Source organism: Amycolatopsis sp. cmx-4-83 (assembly GCF_046548815.1).
Classification (GTDB): Bacteria; Actinomycetota; Actinomycetes; order Mycobacteriales; family Pseudonocardiaceae; genus Amycolatopsis; species Amycolatopsis pretoriensis_A.
Map to the genome: position 1 here is coordinate 74,484 of NZ_JAEBEF010000009.1, position 16,033 is coordinate 90,516.

A 16,033-nucleotide genomic window follows, 5' to 3' on the forward strand; every position below is an offset into this window, starting at 1 on the left:
GCGGCCTTTTCGTGCGAGCGGTTCAGCCGGCGCGGCGGAGTTTCGGCTGCAGTGCCAGGGGCGTCAGCGTCCGCACGACTTCGGCGGGTGACGGCTGGGCGGCGTTCTCCGCGGCGACCCCGGCCGCCACTTCGGCGAACCGCGAGTCGTCCAGCAGCTCCCGGCACGCCGCCGCGACAGCTTCGGGCGTGATCTCCCCGGGCGCCAGCCGCAGCCCGGCGCCCGAACGGACCACGGCTTCCGCGTTCCCGATCTGGTCGTCGAAGTGCGGCAGCACCAGCTGCGGGACGCCCGCTTCGATCGCCGCCAGCGACGTCCCGTTGCCGCCGTGGTGGACCACCGCGTCGCACGTCCGCAGCACCTGGGCCAGCGGGAGCCGTCCCGCGTGGAGCACCGCGGACGGCAGCGTGCCCCACTCCGCCGCCGTCTCGTCGGCCACCGCCACCACCAGCTCGATGTCCAATGTGGACAACTCCTCGAGCAGGGCCAGGAACAGCCCGGCCGTGCCCAGCCCGGGCAGCACGGTGCCCAGCGTCAGGCACACCCGCGGCCGCCGCGGCGGGACCGCCAGCCAGCCCGGCAGCCGGGCGTCGCCGTTGTAGGGCACGTGCCGCATGCTCGCGTGCTCGGCCGCGTGCAGGTGGCGCAGGCTCGGCGGCCAGGTGCCGACGACGTGGTCCGCGCGCGGCAGTTCCGGCAGCCCCAGCGCGGACAGCTCGCCGGCGAGCACCTCGTTCGCCGCGGCCCGGTACTCGCGCAGCGCCGGCACGCCCCACTGCAGCTCGACGCCGGGGACGCCGTGCACCGCCGCCGTGACCGCGCCGGCCGCGGCCGCGCGTTCGAACACCACGAGGTCCGGCTGCCAGCTCTCGGCGAGCCGGAGCGTGCCGACCAGGTTGGCGGCGGAGATGCGGGCGAACACCCGGCCGTGGGCGAGCAGGTGCTCGCCGGCGTCGTCGAAGCCGTCCCCGGCGAGACCGGTGAAGTCCGCCGCGGGCCCGGCCGGGGTCGCCGGGAGGCCCGCGCGCAGCACCGTCGGCAGGTAGTCCGCCGACGTGGTCACCACGACCTCGGCGCCGGCGGCCCGGTAGGCCCACGCGAGCGGCACGAGGGGGAAGAAGTGTCCCGAGAGGGGCACCGTGGCGAAGAGGATCCGCATGATCGTGTGCTCCCAGCGTCGGCGAACGCCCAGGTGGGCGACGGTCCTTGTCTTCGAGGTTCCCAGCCGCCCGGCGCCGTCAGCGTCTCGTCGATTGCTTGCGGAGTTCGTGACGCAGAGCAATCAGAAAGATGCGGTCGTCATCGAGAGTGACCGACGATCAGTGTTGGACGAGTCACGCCCGGTGACTCTTGAAACGGTTCAGACAAATCATCCAAAGGGGATCATGACCACCAACAGCTCGACGCCCCCAGGCGAGCGGGCGGGCAAGAAGGAGTGGATCGGCCTCGCCGTCCTCATCCTCCCGACCCTCCTGCTGTCGCTCGACCTGAGCGTCCTCATCCTGGCGATCCCGCACGTCACCGCGGACCTGCACCCCAGCAGCGCGCAGATGCTGTGGATCGTCGACATCTACGGCTTCACCATCGCCGGGCTCCTGGTCACCATGGGCAACCTCGGTGACCGCATCGGGCACCGCAAACTGCTGATGATCGGCGCCGCGCTGTTCAGCATCGCCTCGGCGGTGGCGGCCTGGTCGTCCAGCGCGGAGATGCTGATCGCCGCCCGCGCGGGGCTCGGCATCGCCGGCTCCACGCTGATGCCCACGATGCTGGGCCTGATCTCCACGATGTTCCGCAACGCCAAGCAGCGGGCGGTCGCGATCAGCGTCCAGACGAGCTTCTTCATGGTCGGCATGGCGATCGGCCCGCTGGTCGGCGGCGTCATGCTGTCGGCGTTCTGGTGGGGTTCGGTGTTCCTGCTCGGCCTGCCGGTGATGGGGCTGCTGCTGGTCGTCGCCCCGATCCTGCTGCCCGAGCACCGGGCCGCCGGCGCCGGCGGCTTCAAGCTCGACCTGGTCAGCATCGTGCTGTCGATGGCCACCATCCTGCCGGTCGTCTACGGCCTCAAGGAACTGGCGCGCGGCAGCTCGGTCGTGGTGTCGCTGGTGGTCCTCGCGGCGGGCCTGCTCTTCGGGGTGGCGTTCGTCCGGCGGCAGCGCCGGCTCGCCGACCCGCTCCTGGACGTGCGGCTGCTCGGCCGCCCGGCCTTCAGCGGCGCGCTGGGCATGATGCTGCTCGGCGGCTCCACGATCAGCGGCATCATCCTGCTGTTCAACCAGTACCTGCAGCTGGTGCTCGGCCTGTCGCCGCTGAACTCCGGCCTGTGGCTGATCCCGTACACCGTCGGCATGGTGGCCGGGTACATGGTGTCGCCGGGCCTGGCCCAGCGGTTCCGCCCCGCCGTCGTCATCGCCGGCGGGATGCTGGTGTCCCTGGTCGGGTTCGTGCTGCTCACGCAGGTGCCGGCGAGCGGCGGGCTGGTCATCGCGGTGCTCGGCACGGTCCTCGCGACCGCCGGCCTCTCGCCGATGCTCGTGCTGGGCATCGGCCTGGTGATGGGTTCGGCGCCGCCGGAGAAGGCCGGGGCGGCGGGCGCGATTTCGCAGACGAGCAACGAGCTCGGGGTCGCGTTCGGGATCGCCGTGTTCGGGTCCATCGCCACGGCCGTCTACCGCGGCGTGGCCGAGGTCCCGGCCGGCGTGCCGTCGGACGTCGCCGCGGCCGCCCGCGAGGGCATCGCCGAAGGCACGGCCGCGGCCGGCACGCTGCCCGGTGACCTCGCCGGGCAGCTGCTGACCGCCATCCGCGAAGCCTTCACCAGCGGGTTCGCCGGTGCGGCCGTGGTGTGCGCGGTGCTCATGGTGGTGCTCGCGACGGTGGCCCTGCTGCTGTTCCGGCACGTGCCGAAGAGCGGCCAGGAACCCGCCCCGGCTCCCGAGCCGGAGAAGGTCCCGGCCGCCGAAACCGTGTAGTCCTTCAGCCGTCGACGACGCGAGGTTCCGGGAGCGGGACGATGAACCGCCCCCGGAACCCGTCGGCGCGCAGCAGGGAAATCAGCTCGTCGGCGATGTGCCACGACAGCAGCAGCGCGTACTCCGGCTGGTCGGGGCCGCACAAGCGATCCTGCGCCACCACGGGGAGGTGCGCGCCGGGGGAGAGCCGGCCGATCTTGCGCGGGTTGACCTCCGAAACGAACTCGAGGTCGGCCGGGCCCAGCCCGCAGTAGGTCAGCAACGTCGTCGCCCGCGCCGGAGACGTCGCGGCCGCGACGCGCGAACCGTCCCGCGTCACCTCGGCCAGCAGGCCACGCAGGCGGTCGCGGTGGTCGGCCACGCGCGCGGCGAACTTCCGGTAGACCGCTTCTTCGTTCAGCCGCAGGGGTTTCTCGAACTCCCGCAACGCGGCCACCGAGCTGTCCACTGCGTACTTGCCCGCGAAGCCGGCGTGGACGCGGAGCGATCCGCCGCGCGTGGGAATCCGCTCGACGCGGAAGACCTCGAGCCCGTGCGGGGCGAACGCCGCTTCGAGCGCCGTCAGCGAGTAGTACCGCGGGTGCTCGTGGTAGAAGAAGTCGTACTGCAGCGTCTCGAGGAGATCCGGCAGGTAGTGCGACTCCGAGACGAACAGTCCGTCCTCGCGCAGGATCGCGCGCACCCCGCTCAGGAAGTCGGCCGGGTCCCCGACGTAGGCCAGCGTGTTCACCGCGGCGACGATGTCCACAGGGGACAGTCGCCGGGCGGTCTCGGCGCCGAAGAACTCCCGGATGACCGGAGCCGCGCCGAAGCCGTTCGGGTCGACGCCGAGCACGTCGAGCCCGCGGGCGGCCAGTTCGGTGAGCAGCACCCCGTGGTTGCTGCCGATCTCGACGACCGAGGCGCGCGGGTACGCGGTGGCGAGGTCCGCCGCCAGGTCGCGCAGGTGCCGCCGGTAGCTGCCGGTCACCCCGTCGAGGTGGTGGTAGTCGCCGGAGAACAGCACGCGTTCGCTCACCGGCGTCACGATCTGGACCAGGCCGCAGCGCGGGCAGAAAGCGACGTCGAGCGGCCACGCGGGCTCGGCCGCCGCGTCCGCGGGGAACAAGCAGGCCGGCTGCGGCCCGAGCGCGAGGAACTCACGGACCTCGACGCCCGGGCACGTACGACAAACGGTTACCGCGCACCGCCCGGCGTGAAGGCCACCGGCAGGCGCTTGATGCCGTTGATCATCGGCGACGTCAGCCGGGCCGGCTCGCCCGTCGAGTGCAGGTCCGGGAGCCGGGTCAGCAGCTCGCGGAACATCACGCCGATCTCCAGCCGGGCCAGGTGCGCGCCGAGGCAGAAGTGCGGGCCCGGGCCGCCGTAGCCGATCTGCGGGTTCGGGTCGCGGCGCACGTCGAAGCCCGCGGGGTCGGTGAAGTACTTCGGGTCCCGGTTGGCGGCCCAGTAGTACATCATCACCTTGTCGCCCGGGACGAGCAGCTGACCGGAGAGCTCGACCGGCTCGGCGTCCTCGGCGATCGTGCGCCGCTGCGCGATGACCGGCGTCGTCCAGCGGACGATCTCCTCCACCGCGGTCGGCGTCACGCCGTCGAGGTCGGCCAGCCAGGCTTCGCGCTGCTCGGGGTGCTGCGTCAGCAGGTGGATGCCCCAGGTGATCGCGTTGCGCGTGGTCTCGGTGCCGGCGCCGGTGAGCAGGATGAAGAACTGGGCCAGCTCGTTCGGCGTCAGCGACTCGCCGTTGACCTCGGCGGTCATCAGCTGCGAAATCATGTCGTCGGTGGGGTTTTCGGCGCGCTTGGCGGCCAGCTCGTGCAGCAGGTTGGTCAGCTCCTGCACGGCCTTGAACAGCGCCTCGAACGCGTCTTCGCCCTCGGGGACGTACTCCGGGTCCTGGACGCCCATCATCTTGTTCGTCTGGTCGAAGACGAACTGCTGGTTGGCCTCCGGCACGCCCATCATGTCGCAGATGATGCGCAGCGGGAGCTTCGAGGCGATGTCCTCGACCGCGTCGCACTCGCCGCGGTCGATCACCTCGTCGACGATCTGCTTGGCCACCTGGGCCACGTTGTCGTGCAGCGACTTGATCTTCTTGTTGGTGAAGCCGCGCGAAACGATGCGGCGCAACCGGGCGTGCCGGGGGTCGTCCATCGAGATCATCGACTGGTCGAGGAACTCCGCCGGCATGTCGACCGGGGTGGCGTTGCCCTTGCCGGAGATGAACGTGCCCGGGTTGCGGCTGGCGAAGAGGATGTCGTCCATCTTGGTCACCGCGTAGTAGCCGCGGCCGCGCGCCAGCGAGCCGAACTCCGGCTCCTCGAAGAACGGCAGCCCCGGCCGGGCCCGCAGCTCGTCGAACGCGGCGTGCCGGAAATCGAGGGGCTTGGCCCAGAAGCCTTCGAAATCGGAAAGGTCGATCGTGGTCATGTTTCCGGCCTCCACGCCCAAAGTACGGTGTAGGAACGACTATCGCAGAGACCGGTGCTCGAGCGCGCCTTCGAGGTTGCGCGCGAGGGCGGCACGCCGGGAGACGCCGCCACCGCACGGCGAGTTGAAGAGTGAAACCGGAATATCAGCTTCGGCTGCCTCGAGCGATCCCAAGAGCAGGAGCCGGCATGGCGCAAACTGTGGAAGTACCCCTCGAGCCCCACCACCTGGGGGCGCCGAGGAAACTCGATTCGTTGACCGGCTTGCGGTTCTACGCCGCGTTCGTCGTGTTCCTCTTCCACACGGGGATCATGATGAACCCGGCGCTGCCGACCGGGCCGATCAACCCGTTCGCCGACGTGGACGTCGCGAAGTGGTACGGCGCGATCTTCGGGACCGGCGGCTTCGTCGGCGTGTCCTTCTTCTTCGTGCTCAGCGGGTTCGTGCTGTCGTGGTCGGTGAAGCCCGGCGAGCGCGCGCGGGCGTTCATCCGCCGCCGTCTGGTGAAGGTGTTCCCGAACCACCTGGCGATGTGGGTCGCGGCGATGGTGCTGTTCGCGGCCGCGTACACCAGCTGGAAGGCGTGGCTGCCCAACCTGTTCCTGGTGCACCCGTGGTTCCCGGACTTCAGCATCGCGATGAGCGTCGACACCCCGTCGTGGTCGCTCGGCGGCGAGCTGCTGTTCTACATGCTGTTCCCGCTGATCATCCGCCCGATCCTGCGGATGGGCACCCGCCGACTGTGGCTGTGGGCGGGGATCATGGTCGCCGGGCTGTTCGCCTACCAGCTGATCGCGACGTTCGTCGTGCCGAGCGACGGCGCCAACCCGAACATCCCGATTTCGCCGCTGCAGTACTGGTTCGGCTACTTCCTGCCGGTCGGCAGGCTGTTCGAGTTCGTGCTGGGCGCCGTGCTGGCCCGGATCGTGCTCGCCGGCAAGTGGATCGGCATCAAGCCGGCCGTGTCGGTCGTGTTCATGGTCGTCGGGTACGTCGCTTCGATGTTCGTGCCGTTCCAGTTCTCGCTGAACTTCGCGACCCTGATCCCGATCGCGGTGATGGTGGCGTCGTTCGCCAACGCGGACCTGCACGGCACGCGCACGCGGCTGCGCGGCCCGATCGCCGTCTGGCTCGGCAACGTGTCCTTCGGGTTCTACCTGTCCCAGGGCGTGACGATCTTCTACCTGCGGTCCCTGATGGGCAACGCCGTGCTGAGCACGCCGCTCGCGATCCTCACGCTGATCGGCCTGTTCGTCGTGACGCTGTTCGTCGGCTGGCTGCTCTACCGGTTCGTGGAGACGCCGATGATGCGCCGGTTCAGCCGGGCCCGTCCGGCGCGGATCCCCGCACCCCGCGCGAGCTAGCGCTTTCCCGAGCGGCCCCGTCACCCCCGTGGTGGCGGGGCCGCTTTCGTGCCGCCGTCCCGGCCGCTGTCCGTGCGGACGCGGGAAAGCCACCGGCCCCGCCCCTCCGGAGAGGGACGGGGCCGGTGGCTGCCCGTACGGCGGGTGCGGCCTCAGCGCTCGAGGATCCGCGGCTCCGGCAGCGGCTCGATGAGCGTGCCCCGGAAGCCTTCGTTGCGCAGGTTGGTGATGACCTCGTCGGCGATGTGCCACGACATCAGCAGCGCGTACTCCGGCTGGTTGTCCCCGGCCAGCTCCTGCTGGCTGATGATGGGGATGTGCGTGCCGGGGAACAGCTTGCCGATCTTGCGCGGGCTGATCTCGGAGACGACGTCGATGTCGTCCGGGCCGAGGCCGCAGTAGTTCAGCATCGTGACCGCGCGGCCCGGCGCGGACGCCGCCGCGACGCGCGCGCCGGTGTTCTTCAGGAACCGGACCAGCTCGTTGAGCTTCTCGCGGTGCTGTTCGACGCGCTCGGCGAACTGCGTGTAGATCATCGAGTCGCGCAGCTTGAGGGAGTCCTCGAGCTCGCGCAGTTCGACGACCGACTGGTCGACCTCGTGCTCGCCGACGAAGCCGGCGTAGACCCGGATCGACCCGCCGTGGGTCGGGATCCGCTCGATCTTGACCGTCTCCAGGCCGTGCCGGCGGAACGCCTCGTCCAGCGCGGTCACCGAGTAGTACCGGGAGTGCTCGTGGTAGGCGAAGTCGTACTGGAGGGTCTCCAGCAGGTCCACCAGGTAGTGCGACTCGGTGACGAACAGACCGTCGTCCTTGAGGAGCGCGGTCACGCCGTCCAGCACGTCGTGCAGGTTGGTGACGTGCGCGAACACGTTGAGCGCGACGACGAGGTCGGTCTTGCCGCGGGTGGCGGCGAGGTCGGCCCCGACGGTCGAGCTGAAGTAGTCCTTGACCACCTGGGAACCGGCGGCGGTCACCTGGCCGACCGGGTCGACGCCGAGGACGTCGAACGAGCGCGCGGCCAGCTTGTCCAGCAGGCTGCCGTCGTTGCTGCCGAACTCGACGACGGACCGGCCGTCGGTCGAGTCGAACAGGCCCGCGAGCGTGTCGGCGAGCCCCTGCAGGTGCTCGTGGTAGCCGGCGGTGAGGCCGGCCAGGTGGTGGTAGTCGCCCGAGAACAGGATGCGCTCGCTGACCGACTCCAAGACCTGCACCAGGCTGCACTGTTCGCAGAAACCCAGTTCGAGTGGCCAGAGGCGTTCGTTCTCCGCTTCTTCCCGGTTCGCCGGGAAATGGAACGAAGGCTGCTGGCCGAGTGAGAGGAACTTGCGGACCTCCACGTCCCCACACGTCTGGCAGAGCGTTTTACTCACGACCTACTCCTTCGGGCTAGCCGTACGGTGCTCCGGTGGACAAACGTACGGCGGCCGCTTCCGCGCAGGCGTCTCCGCGATTGCGCGCTAGCGCCCGAGAATGCCGTACCGCGCCTCGGTGTCCGTTTTCTGCGGTTTCCACCACCATTCGTTTTCGCGGTACCAATCGAGGGTCGCGGCCAGTCCGGCGCGGAAATCCGCGTACCGCGGCCGCCACCCGAGTTCGGTGCGCACCTTGGTGGAATCGTTGGAATAGCGCAGGTCGTGGCCGGGCCGGTCCTCGACGTGGTCGTAGGCGTCCGTGGGCAGCCCGGAAAGCTCGAGGATCAGTTCCACGATTTCCTTGTTGCTGCGCTCGTCCCCGGAACCGATGAGGTAGGTGTGGCCGGTGCGGCCGCCGTCGATGATCCGGTGCACGGCGTCGTTGTGGTCGGCGACGTGCGTCCATTCCCGGACGTTGGCGCCGGCGCCGTACAGCTTCGGGCGGGCGCCGGTGAGCAGGTTGGTCACCTGGCGCGGGATCAGCTTCTCGACGTGCTGGTACGGGCCGTAGTTGTTGGCGCAGTTGGAAAGCGTGGCCTCGACGCCGTAGGAGCGGACCCACGCGCGGACGAGCATGTCCGAGCTCGCCTTGCTCGCCGAGTACGGGCTCGACGGGTCGTAGGCGGTTTCCTCGGTGAACTGCTCGACCGCGTCGAGCGCCAGGTCGCCGAACACCTCGTCGGTGGAGATGTGGTGCAGCCGCCGCCCGTGCTTGCGGACCGCTTCCAGAATGGTGAACGTGCCCATGATGTTCGTCCGGACGAACGGCGACGGATCGTGCAGGGAATTGTCCACATGGGATTCGGCGGCGAAGTGGACGACGGTGTCGGACCCGGCGACCAGCCGGTCGACGAGCCCCGCGTCGCAGATGTCGCCGTGCACGAACCGGATCCGGTCGGCGACCGGCCCGAGGCTGTCGCGGTTGCCCGCGTAGGTGAGCGCGTCCAGCACGGTCACTTCCGCGTCCGGCCGCCGTTCGATCGTGTCCTGCACGAAGTTCGCGCCGATGAACCCCGCTCCGCCCGTGACCAGCATCCGCATGCGGGCACGGTGCCACGGCGCGGACCGCCGGCGCGTCTCTTCCCTTGCGCGTCAGGCCGCCGGCCGGTCGCGGTCGAGCAGTTCCATCACGACGTCCACTTCGGACCGGTCGAGCGCGCTCATGTACCGGCGGAGCCGGACCCGTTCGGCGCCGGAGGGCCGCACCCGTTCGCTGCGCGCGCCGGGCAGGTGCCGCTTCATCGTCGACCGCGCCCGCTGCAGCGCGCTGTTGGCCGAGGCGACGCTGATCCCGAGCACGTCGGCGCACTCCTTGGCCGACCACCCGAGCACGTCGCGCAGCACGAGCACCGCGCGCTGCTTGGGCGGCAGGTGCTGCAGCGCGGTGAGGAACGCCAGCTCGAGCACCTCCCTGGCGAGCACGGCGGCGTCCGCACCCGGCGTGCTCGGCTCGGGGCCGCCGGCATCGAGCTCGTCGGCGTCCGGCTGCCGGGCGAGGTGATCGAGGCAGCAGTTGGTGGCGATCCGGTACAGCCAGGCCCGGAAAGTCGAGCGGCCGGCGTACTGCTCGCGCTTGTGCCACGCGCGGAGGAAGGTCTCCTGCACCATGTCCTCGGCCTCGTCGTAGGACCCGAGCAACCGGTGGCAGTGGACTCGCAGCTCGTGCCGGTGCCGTTCGAGCAGCCTCCCGAACGCCCGCTCGTCGCTCACGGCGACGGCGCTGGTCCGGCCCGGTCTGTCGTCCACTCGTCGTACTCCCCTCGCATCCCCGGGTCCAGGCTCGCAGCGCGGTGGGCAGCGCCCTACTCCTCGGTTGCGGTCCGCGTTCGCGCGCGGGAGGGGACCGGGCGCGGCGGTTCTTCTCCCAGGGTGCGGTCCGCGGTCCCGGCCGTCGCGGTCAGTTCGCACCCGGGCACGTGCGGTGAAGGCCCGTTCCGGCCCGTTGATCAGCGGCGGGTGCCCTTCGGCCCGCCGGCACGTCTTCCGTAGTGCCCTTTGCCGCTCGGCAACGCGGGAGATGTGCCGGTCGATCAGCTCCCGCACGATGAGGTGGTTGACGCCGATGGCCGGGAGGAAGTCGTGTCACCAGGATTGGGAGCCGCCGCCGGGACGCCGCCGGCCGACACGGCGAGCCGGGCCGAGCTGTCCGCGCGGCGGCGTGGGATGTTGGCGTTGTTCACCACCGCCACCCTGATGAACGCCGCCATGGCCGCCGTCGCGCCGACGAGCACCATCTGGGCCGAACCGTACGTCGGTGTCATGTGGAGCGCGTTCCCGCAGACGTTGACCATCCTCGGCACCGGTCTCGGGGCACTGCTGCTCGTGCGGGCCACGTCGTGGCTGGGCTGGCGGGCGAGCCTGATGGTCGCCTTCGCCGTCGGGACGCTCGGGGGCCTGATCTGCTTCACCGCGACGCTGATCGAGAGCATTCCCCTGCTGGACGCGGGGATGTTCGTGCTCGGCCTCGGCGTCGGCGGTTCGATCGTCTCGCGGTACGCGGCCGCTGAGCTCTACCCGAAGCACCGCAGCGGGTACGCGCTCGGGCTGGTCGTCGCCGCCGGTGCGGTGGGCTCGGTCGGCGGCCCGCTGCTGCTGGCCCCGATGAGCTCGCTGATGGGGAAGTTCGGCCTGCCGGAGCTGTCCGGGCCGTTCCTGCTCGCCGCGGTGGTCAGCGCGGTGGCCGGGCTCGGCGGCATCACGCTGCCGCGGCACAAGGCCCCACGCGGGGAAGGCTCGCAGCTGGCCGTGCTCGGCTCGGTGTTCCGCTCGAGCTCGGCGCGGATGCTGCTGCTGGTCATGATCGTCAGCCAGCTCATCATGGTCGGGATCATGACCGCGGCCCCGATGGACATCATCCTCAAGGACGGCACCCTGGTCGTCGTGGGCGCCGCGCTCGCCGCGCACGCCGGCGGCATGTTCGTCTTCGCCCCGCTCACCGGCTGGATGATCGACCGGGTCGGCGCGCGCAAGGTGATGTTCGCCGGCCTGGCGGTGCTCGTGCTCGCCGCCGCGATCGGCGCGGGCTCCACGATGTCGCACACGGTGCTCGGCTCGATCTCGCTGTTCCTGCTCGGCTACGGCTGGAACCTCGGGTTCATGGCGGGCAGCCGCACGCTCGCGACGACGCTGTCCTCGAACGGCCAGGGCCAGGTCGTCGGCGCGGTCGACGCCGTCGTCTGGTGCGTCTCGGCGACCGGCACCATCGGCGGCACCGCCTTGCTCGGCGCCGGCGGGTACTCGATCATGGCCGAGATCATGGGGATCCTGCCGATCGTCGCCTTCCTGCTGCTGCTCCGCAGCCGCCCGGTCGCGGCGGTTTCGCCGGCCGCCGCCCCCACGGGCGAGGCCGGGACCCCCGAACGCGCCGACGAAGCTGCCTGACCGCGAGGAAGGACGACCCTGGTGCGCTGGAACGCGCTGGAGCGGCGGCTGGCGGGTGAGCTCCTCACCCCGGCTTCGGCCGGTTACGACGAGGCCCGCCGCTCCGAAATGGCCCGGTACGACAGCGTCCGCCCGGCCGTGGTGGTCCGCTGCACCACCGACGCCGACGTGGCGGTGGTACTGGCCGCGGCCCGCGAAACCGGGCTGCCGCTGGCCATCCGCGGCGGCGGCCACGACTTCGCCGGGCATTCGTCCACCGCGGGGATCCTGCTGGACACCCGCCCGATGGCGACGGCGTCGGTCGAAGGCGGCCGGCTCGTCGTCGGTGCGGGCGCCCGGCTCGCCGACGCCTACGACGCCTTGGCGCCGCACGGCCGGACGATCCCGGCCGGCTGCGGCCCGACGGTCGGCCTCGCCGGGCACGCGCTCGCCGGCGGCATGGGCATCCTCGGCCGCCGGCACGGGTTCGCGGCCGACCGCCTGCGCGCGGCCACCGTGGTCCTCGCGGACGGCCGGGTCGTGGCCTGTTCCGAGCAGCGGGAGCCGGACCTGTTCTGGGCGCTGCGCGGGGCGGGCACCGGCAACTTCGGCGTCGTGACGCGGCTGGTCTTCGACCCCGTGCCCGCGCCGGAGGCCACCAGCTTCCACCTCACGTGGGGCCGCGAGCACGCCCCGGCGCTGGTGCTCGCCTGGCAGGAGTGGCTCGCCGGCGCGCCGCGCGAAGTGGCCCCGAGCCTGATGGTGACGGCGTCGGCGAACCCGGCCGACGAGCCCGTCACGCACCTGTTCGGCACGCTGACCGGCGGTGCGGAATCGGTGACGGAGTTCGTGCGCTCACTGCCCGCACCGTTCACCGACACCCGCGTCACGCTGCCCTACCGCGAAACCAAGGCCTACCTCGCGGAGAACGGGCCGGGCGACGACCACCCGGGCGCGCACCTCTACAGCCGGGCGGAGTTCATCGGCACGCCGCTGCCCGCCGACGTCGTCGAAGCGCTGCTGGCCGAGTTCGACGACGGGCGCAAGGCGGGGGAGGGCCGCTCCCTGGAGCTGCTGCCTTCGGGCGGCGCGTACAACGACGTCGACCCCGCCGCGACGGCCTTCCCGCACCGGGACGCGCAGTACCTGCTCAAGCACGCCGCCGACATCGACGCCGACCTCGAGCCGGCCGACACGCGCAAGTGGCTGAACCGCTCGTGGGACCTGACGCGCCCGTGGGGCACCGGCGGCGCCTACCCGGGCTTCCCGGACCCCGACCTCGAGGACGCCCCCTCGGCCTACTACGGCGCCAACCTCGCCCGGCTGCGGGCGGTCAAGGCGCACTACGACCCGGACGGACTGTTCCGGTTCGCCCAGTCCGTGCCGCTCGCGTAGCGGGACGGCCAGGAAGGAGAGGAACCATGACCGAGCCCACGCCCGCGCCGCACGTCTGCGCGGGGACGCTGTTCACCCGCGGCGACACGGTGCTGCTGCTCCACCGCTCGATCTACGAGAACGGCTGGGACATCCCGGGCGCGCTGGTGGGGCACGGCGAATCGCCGGCCGCGGCCGCGCGGCGCCAGCTGGGCGAGGACCTCGGCCTGGACCGGGAGCCGCGGGGCCTGGTCGTCGTCGACTGGGTGCCCGGCGACGACGGCGACGAGTTCCTCTACGTCTTCGACGGCGGCGAACTCGCCGACGACGACATCCGGCTCACGCTCGGCCGCAACGGCCTGGACCGCTCGGAGTGGGTCCCGGTGGACCGGCTCGCCGAGTACCTGCCGCCGGAGCTGGCGGCGCGGTTCACCGTCGCGCACGGCACGACGAAAACGCTCTCCCTGGAGCGCGGGAAGCCGGCCGGGAACGGCTGAAAGTCCGCTCACCAGAAGAAGAGCCCGGCCGCGGCCGGGCTCTTCCCATGCCCTGACCAGGAAAATCGCGATCGGCAGGGGATTTTTCGCCTGGCACCGATGAGTTCTGCACCCGCCGGCCGTCACATAAGCAGGCAACAACCACTGGGTGGAGACGAAAACGAGGTGCGGTCATGACGATCGAGCAGGCGAGCGCGACGCTGGTGCCGGCGGCGCGATCGCGGCTGCATCAGGCGTTCTCGGCGCTGTCGGAGCCTGAACTGCGGTCGCGGCCAGGGGCCAAGTGGCAGGTCGTGCGCCCGGACGTGGTGCCGGCGTGGGTGGCGGACATGGACTTCCCGGTCGCGGAGCCGATCCGGGAGTCCCTCCACGACCTGATTTCGGCGGGCGACTTCGGCTACCCGGACTGGCCGACGGGCGCGCGGACCGTGCGCGAAGCCTTCGTCGACCGGATGGCCGACCGCTACGGCTGGTTCGTGAACCCGGGTGACGTGCGCGAGTTCACGAACGTCGCGCAGGCCGTGCGCGTGGTGCTGGAAGCGTCGACGCGCCCGGGCGACGGGATCGCCATCCACACCCCGGCGTTCGGCCCGCTCACGAAGATGATCACCAGCCTGGGCCGCCGGGTCGTGCCGATCCCGATGGAGGACACCGAAGCCGGCTGGCGGTTCGACGCCGGGCAGCTGGACGCGGTGCTGGCCGGGGCCAAGCTGCTCCTGCTGGTGAGCCCGCACAACCCGACCGGGCGCGTGTTCACCCGCGCGGAACTGACCGCGCTCGCCGCCGCCGTCGAGCGGAACGACATGCTGGTCCTCTCCGACGAGCTGCACGCCGACCTGACGTTCGCGCCGCACCGGCACATCCCGTTCGCTTCGCTGAGCACGGAAATGGGCGCGCGCACGGTGACCGTGTACGGCGCCAGCAAGGCCTTCAACCTGGCCGGGCTGCGCTGCGCGGTGGCGCACCTCGGGCCCAAGTGGATGCGCGCGGTGGTCGACGTCCAGGCGGGCCTGCTCGGCTCGGTCAACATCTTCGGCGCGGCCGCGACGGTGGCCGCGTGGACCCGGGGCGACGAGTGGCTCGACGCGACGGTCTCCTACCTCGACCGCAGCCGGTACATGGTCGCCGAGACGATGCGGACCGAGCTGCCGATGGTGCGCTACCACCTGCCGGAGGCGACTTACCTGGCGTGGCTGGACTTCCGGGCGTTCGGCTGGTCGGACCCGACGTCGGTGGTGCGCGAGACCGCCGGCATCGAGCTGAGCCCGGGCGAGTCGTTCGGCCGCGGCGGGCAGGGGTTCGCGCGGCTGAACTTCGCGACTTCTTGGCCGTTGCTCTGCGACCTGAAAGGCCGGGTGGCGGCCAGCGTTCCGTTGCTATCGTCCGTGGCATGAGTGCTCCGGAGCCGCTGCTGATCGAGGTGAGCAGGCTCCTGCGCGGCCCGCTCGGCGAATGCGTCCCGGACGCCGCCGTCCTGGTGGTGGACGGGAAGATCGCCGCGGCGGGCCCGCGCGGGTCCGTACCGGCGCCGGACTGCGCGCGGCGCCTGGCGTTCCCGGGCGCGACGCTGGTGCCCGGCCTGATCGACGGGCACGTGCACCTGGCGATGGACGGGGGTAGCGACCCGGTGGCGGCGCTGCTCGCCGCGGGCCCCGGCGAAGTCGAGGCCGGGATGGCGGCGCGGGCCGCGCGGCTCGTCGCCTCCGGCGTGACGACGGTCCGCGACCTCGGCGACCGGCCGCCGCGGATCACCGGGCTCCGGCGGGAGATCGACGCCGGCACCCGGCCGGGCCCCCGCATCCTGGCCGCGCTGGCCCCGCTGACCCCGCCGGGCGGGCACTGCTGGTTCTTCGGCGGCGAGGTGACCGGCGAAGCGGCGATGCGAGACCTGGTCCGCGCCAACGCCGAAGCGGGCGCGGACGTCATCAAGGTGATGGCCAGCGGCGGCAGCCTCACGCCCGGCGGCGCCGCGATGTGGGAGTCCCAGTTCACCCCGGCCGAGATGAAGGCGGTCGTCGCGGAGGCGCACGCGCTCGGCCTGCCCGTGGCGGCGCACGCGCACGGCACGGAGTCCATCGAGTTCGCGGTCGACGCGGGCGCGGACACGATCGAGCACTGCTACTGGCTGGCCGGTGACGCGCAGTGGCACCGCCGCGAGGACATCGCGCGCCGGATGGCTTCCGCCGGCATCGCGGCGTGCTGCACGGCCGGCCCGCGAGACTGGCTGGTGCAGCGGGAAAAACTCGGCGAGGCGGCGGCCCGGCCGCTGTTCGACCGGATCGCGTGGCTCGACGCGCTGGGCGTGCCGATCCTGCCCGGGTCCGACGGCGGGGTGCGGAACGCGGTGTTCGGCGAATACGCCGGGCTGCTGGGGATGTACGAGTGGCTGGGGTTCAGCCCGGAACGCGTCCTGGAGCTGGCGACGTCGGGCGCGGCGGACATCCTGGGGTTGTCGTCGGTGACCGGCCGCGTGCGCCCCGGACTGGACGCGGACCTGCTCGTGGTCGGCGGCGATCCGCGCACCTCGACGTCCGTGCTGGCCGACGTGCGCTTGGTGGTCGCCCGCGGCCGCGTGGTGCGCTGAAGGGGACTTTCCCCGCAGCCGATGCCGGGAAAGTCCC

General features: G+C 71.5%; 13 protein-coding genes and 1 pseudogene. 7 read left to right on the forward strand and 7 right to left on the reverse strand.

What is annotated here, in order from left to right; translation table 11 throughout:
* Positions 1 to 22 precede the first annotated feature (22 nt).
* Positions 23 to 1,159: a nucleotide disphospho-sugar-binding domain-containing protein gene (locus tag ACLJQM_RS27585; protein WP_360776542.1), complete on the reverse strand. Its 1,137-nt coding sequence runs from the start codon at positions 1,157 to 1,159 to the stop codon at positions 23 to 25.
* Between the two features lie 226 nt (positions 1,160 to 1,385).
* On the opposite strand from ACLJQM_RS27585, the gene ACLJQM_RS27590 reads away from it, so the two are divergent.
* A complete protein-coding gene (locus tag ACLJQM_RS27590) occupies positions 1,386 to 2,972 on the forward strand; it encodes an MFS transporter (RefSeq protein ID WP_410633290.1) in 1,587 nt (528 codons plus the stop codon).
* Positions 2,973 to 2,976: 4 nt separating this feature from the next.
* Here the strand turns inward: ACLJQM_RS27590 and ACLJQM_RS27595 are convergent, their stop codons facing one another.
* The 3 genes and pseudogenes from ACLJQM_RS27595 to ACLJQM_RS27605 all read right to left on the reverse strand — a co-directional run bounded on the left by ACLJQM_RS27595 (position 2,977) and on the right by ACLJQM_RS27605 (position 5,402).
* Positions 2,977 to 3,999, reverse strand: coding sequence for a class I SAM-dependent methyltransferase (locus ACLJQM_RS27595; RefSeq protein ID WP_410633580.1), 1,023 nt, complete (start codon positions 3,997 to 3,999; stop codon positions 2,977 to 2,979).
* Positions 3,982 to 4,131, reverse strand: a pseudogene (locus tag ACLJQM_RS27600) (hypothetical protein); the annotation flags it as partial. The gene ACLJQM_RS27595 and the pseudogene ACLJQM_RS27600, both read right to left, overlap by 18 nt.
* 17 nt (positions 4,132 to 4,148) lie before the next feature.
* Positions 4,149 to 5,402: a cytochrome P450 gene (locus ACLJQM_RS27605; protein WP_360776538.1), complete on the reverse strand. Its 1,254-nt coding sequence runs from the start codon at positions 5,400 to 5,402 to the stop codon at positions 4,149 to 4,151.
* Between the two features lie 188 nt (positions 5,403 to 5,590).
* On the opposite strand from ACLJQM_RS27605, the gene ACLJQM_RS27610 reads away from it, so the two are divergent.
* Positions 5,591 to 6,766 carry an acyltransferase family protein gene (locus ACLJQM_RS27610; RefSeq protein ID WP_247020333.1) on the forward strand — a complete coding sequence of 392 codons (1,176 nt, stop codon included), beginning with the start codon at positions 5,591 to 5,593 and terminating at the stop codon, positions 6,764 to 6,766.
* Between the two features lie 152 nt (positions 6,767 to 6,918).
* Here the strand turns inward: ACLJQM_RS27610 and ACLJQM_RS27615 are convergent, their stop codons facing one another.
* The 3 genes from ACLJQM_RS27615 to ACLJQM_RS27625 all read right to left on the reverse strand — a co-directional run bounded on the left by ACLJQM_RS27615 (position 6,919) and on the right by ACLJQM_RS27625 (position 9,927).
* Positions 6,919 to 8,139: a class I SAM-dependent methyltransferase gene (locus ACLJQM_RS27615; RefSeq protein WP_247020335.1), complete on the reverse strand. Its 1,221-nt coding sequence runs from the start codon at positions 8,137 to 8,139 to the stop codon at positions 6,919 to 6,921.
* An 87-nt stretch (positions 8,140 to 8,226) separates the two neighbouring features.
* Positions 8,227 to 9,222 carry a dTDP-glucose 4,6-dehydratase gene (gene rfbB, locus ACLJQM_RS27620; protein ID WP_247020337.1) on the reverse strand — a complete coding sequence of 332 codons (996 nt, stop codon included), beginning with the start codon at positions 9,220 to 9,222 and terminating at the stop codon, positions 8,227 to 8,229.
* A gap of 51 nt (positions 9,223 to 9,273) precedes the next feature.
* Complete coding sequence (locus ACLJQM_RS27625; RefSeq protein WP_410633291.1) at positions 9,274 to 9,927, reverse strand: sigma-70 family RNA polymerase sigma factor; 654 nt, start codon at positions 9,925 to 9,927, stop codon at positions 9,274 to 9,276.
* 333 nt (positions 9,928 to 10,260) lie between these two features.
* Between ACLJQM_RS27625 and ACLJQM_RS27630 the strand changes: the two genes are divergently transcribed.
* The 5 genes from ACLJQM_RS27630 (at position 10,261) to ACLJQM_RS27650 (ending at position 15,996) form a co-directional block, all read left to right on the forward strand.
* Positions 10,261 to 11,562: an MFS transporter gene (locus ACLJQM_RS27630; RefSeq protein ID WP_247020342.1), complete on the forward strand. Its 1,302-nt coding sequence runs from the start codon at positions 10,261 to 10,263 to the stop codon at positions 11,560 to 11,562.
* A gap of 21 nt (positions 11,563 to 11,583) precedes the next feature.
* Entirely contained in the window at positions 11,584 to 12,936 is a 1,353-nt protein-coding gene (locus tag ACLJQM_RS27635; protein WP_410633292.1) for an FAD-binding oxidoreductase, read from the forward strand.
* Positions 12,937 to 12,962: 26 nt separating this feature from the next.
* The gene (locus ACLJQM_RS27640) at positions 12,963 to 13,412 is read left to right on the forward strand and encodes an NUDIX domain-containing protein (protein ID WP_247020345.1); all 450 of its coding nucleotides are present in this window, start codon (positions 12,963 to 12,965) and stop codon (positions 13,410 to 13,412) included.
* Positions 13,413 to 13,585: 173 nt separating this feature from the next.
* Positions 13,586 to 14,806 carry a MalY/PatB family protein gene (locus ACLJQM_RS27645; RefSeq protein WP_410633293.1) on the forward strand — a complete coding sequence of 407 codons (1,221 nt, stop codon included), beginning with the start codon at positions 13,586 to 13,588 and terminating at the stop codon, positions 14,804 to 14,806.
* Positions 14,803 to 15,996, forward strand: a complete 1,194-nt coding sequence (locus ACLJQM_RS27650; protein WP_410633294.1) for an amidohydrolase family protein — start codon at positions 14,803 to 14,805, stop codon at positions 15,994 to 15,996. The genes ACLJQM_RS27645 and ACLJQM_RS27650 overlap by 4 nt, the downstream gene beginning before the upstream one ends.
* Positions 15,997 to 16,033: the final 37 nt, after the last annotated feature.